This window comes from Veillonella sp. (assembly GCF_015058545.1).
In the GTDB taxonomy this organism is placed as follows: Bacteria; Bacillota; Negativicutes; order Veillonellales; family Veillonellaceae; genus Veillonella_A.
In genome coordinates this window covers 1-2,657 of the sequence record NZ_SVCB01000128.1, presented here as the reverse complement: position 1 = coordinate 2,657, position 2,657 = coordinate 1, and the positions used below count along the sequence as shown (strand labels likewise).

Annotated in this window: 2 protein-coding genes and 1 pseudogene; all 3 read right to left on the bottom strand. The window is 42.3% G+C overall.

What is annotated here, in order from left to right; genetic code table 11:
* A pseudogene (locus E7204_RS08170) lies at positions 1 to 320 on the bottom strand (bifunctional dihydroorotate dehydrogenase B NAD binding subunit/NADPH-dependent glutamate synthase); the annotation flags it as partial.
* A 361-nt stretch (positions 321 to 681) separates the two neighbouring features.
* The gene (locus tag E7204_RS08165) at positions 682 to 1,302 is read right to left on the bottom strand and encodes a cyclodeaminase/cyclohydrolase family protein (RefSeq protein WP_295183429.1); all 621 of its coding nucleotides are present in this window, start codon (positions 1,300 to 1,302) and stop codon (positions 682 to 684) included.
* 50 nt (positions 1,303 to 1,352) lie between these two features.
* A partial coding sequence (locus E7204_RS08160) for a formate--tetrahydrofolate ligase (protein ID WP_295183426.1) occupies positions 1,353 to 2,657 on the bottom strand: 1,305 nt, incomplete at its 5' end.

Sequence of the window (2,657 nt, the reverse complement as noted above, 5' to 3'; positions counted from 1 at the left end):
TTTTTCTCTTTTAATTCTTCGTCGGACATTTCCGCCAAGTCGGTCGGATTCCCTAATGGCCCTACGAAATCTGTCAAAAAGTCGCCTTCTTCCAATTTGGCGAGTTTTTGCGTGGAGTCACCCAATGTTTGGAAAACGATACTAACAGTACCTTCTTCGCGATCATAATCGGTAATAGTGAGCGGCACACGTTCACCGTATTCACCGTGTTTTACGATTACAAATTGACCCGGTAAAGCCGACTCCGCTAAACGTGGTGCCAAAATATCATATTGGTACATATTAGCATGTAAAACGATTTTTCTTACGATTTTAAACAAGAGAACTCACTCCTTTATGGACCTAAATACCTGTGACCGGTTTTACTATACGGCTGCGACCTCTTAGTCGAGCCTCAACTCCCTACACCGATCCTGTTACCTAACACCTTTAATACTACCAATCTTACATGATTATTGTGCTTATCATAATACTTATTTTACACTCTGTAGAGTAATATTAAAAATTACATTTTCGCATATTTAGTCCGAACATTGTTAAAAATACCTAAAAAAACAGAGCGGTTTATTAAAAAACCGCTCTGTTCATTTACTTTTTAAAGTTTATCATCACTTTGAAATAGCAATAAATCCCATGCCATCAAGTTTCAAGTAAAACTATAGGCTGTGATTTCTTCACGGCTTATAAATTTACTTTTTGTAATAAACTTTGTTCTTTCGCATCAATAGTTTCTTCGATGGCAGCCATTTTCTGATTTAAATCGGCCACAAACGCTTCATCTTTGATACTGCCTAAGTTAATTTTTACGTTTAAGAATGCACTATGCACGGCTGTTCTGGCGTTCATGGTCGCTACAGCACCGTCAGTAACCGCATTTTGGTTGCCCTTTTCGATAACCGCTTCAGCGAGTGGCAATAATTCATTAGCCAATTCACCGATATGATACGGAACCAAAGCAGCTCCTTTGGTCGCTTCCTGAATAGCTGCGGAACGAGCTTTTTTGTCTTCGTCCGTTTCTTTAGGCAATTTGAAAGCCGCCATAATTTTATTGAAAGCTGCACTGTCTTCATCAATATATGCCAAGAAGCGAGCTTTCATTTCATGTGCTTTCGCCTGGATGTCTTTCATTTCGGCTTCAACAGCAGCATATTTTTCTTTACCGATGGTAAGCGATGCTACCATTTCGATTAAAGCGGCCCCGGCTGCACCGTTAAGTGCCGCAATACTGCCGCCGCCCGGAGCCGGCGAATCGGAACCAGTTTCATTGATAAATGCTTCTACAGATAAAGCTTTTAATTCCATGTGTTTCCTCCCAATTAAGTTCAGTATGCATGAATTTTTGCAAGCTGATTTTAGAATAAACCGGTGATTTTGCCGTCCTCATCGATATCCATATTGAGGGCCGCCGGTTTCTTAGGTAAGCCCGGCATAACCATGATATTGCTGGTCTGACAAACGATAAAGCCGGCACCGTTAGCAATACGCACGTCTTGTACGGTAATGTTAAAGTCTTTAGGTGCACCTAATAAAGCCGGATTATCGCTCAAAGAATATTGTGTTTTGGCGATACAAACAGGTAATTTATCAAGGCCCCAATCTTCCAACTGTTTAATTTGTTTTTTCGCATTGGCTGTAAATTCAACGCCGTCGCCGCCGTAAATTTTCTGCACAATTTTCGTCAATTTGGCCGGAATACTTTCTTCCTTATCGTACATAGTGGTAGGTTTGAAGTCGGTACCTTCTACCATGGTGGCAATCTGTTTAGCCATGTCGATACCGCCGTCGCCGCCTTTTTCCCAACATTCGTTAAGGCTTACATCTACGCCGTAGCTATCACATTTCTGTAATAACTTCTCAATTTCGGCCGGTGTATCGGATGCGAATTTATTAATGGCTACCAATACCGGCAAACCGAAAGCACGGATGTTTTCAACCTGTTTGGCAAGGTTTACAAAACCGGCATTAACAGCTTCCACATTTTCTTCGTTTAAGTCCACTTTTTTAACACCGCCATGCATTTTGAGCGCACGAATAGTGGCTACGATAACAACGGCATGAGGGAATAAATTGCCGTATGGGCATTTGATGTCGAGGAACTTTTCAGCCCCTAGATCGGCACCGAATCCGGCTTCCGTAATTACAATATCACCCAATTTAAGAGCCATTTTAGTAGCTAAAATGGAATTACAACCATGAGCAATGTTAGCAAACGGGCCGCCATGAACGATGGCCGGTGTATGTTCCAAAGTCTGTACCAAGTTAGGTTTAATGGCGTCTTTCATGAGCATAGCCATGGCGCCTTCACAGCCGAGCTGATGTACATAAACCGGTTGATCATCATAGGTACTGCCGATAACGATACGGCCAAAGCGTGCTTTTAAATCCTGAAGGCTTGTTGCCAAGCATAGCGCGGCCATAATTTCAGACGCTACGGTAATCATGAAATGATCTTCACGAGGGAAACCGCATACTTTGCCGCCCATCCCCACAACTACGTTGCGCAGAGCACGGTCATTCATATCCATAACGCGTTTCCAGCTGATTTGACGCACATCAATGTTCAATTCATTGCCTTGATATACATGATTGTCAATCATAGCGGATAATAAATTGTTAGCTGCCGTAATGGCATGCATGTCACCGGTAAAATGAAGGTT

Coding starts and splice junctions, on each gene's coding strand:
- E7204_RS08165 (WP_295183429.1), bottom strand. CDS start 1,302: ATGGAATTAAAAGCTTTATCTGTAGAAGCATTTATCAATGAAACTGGT.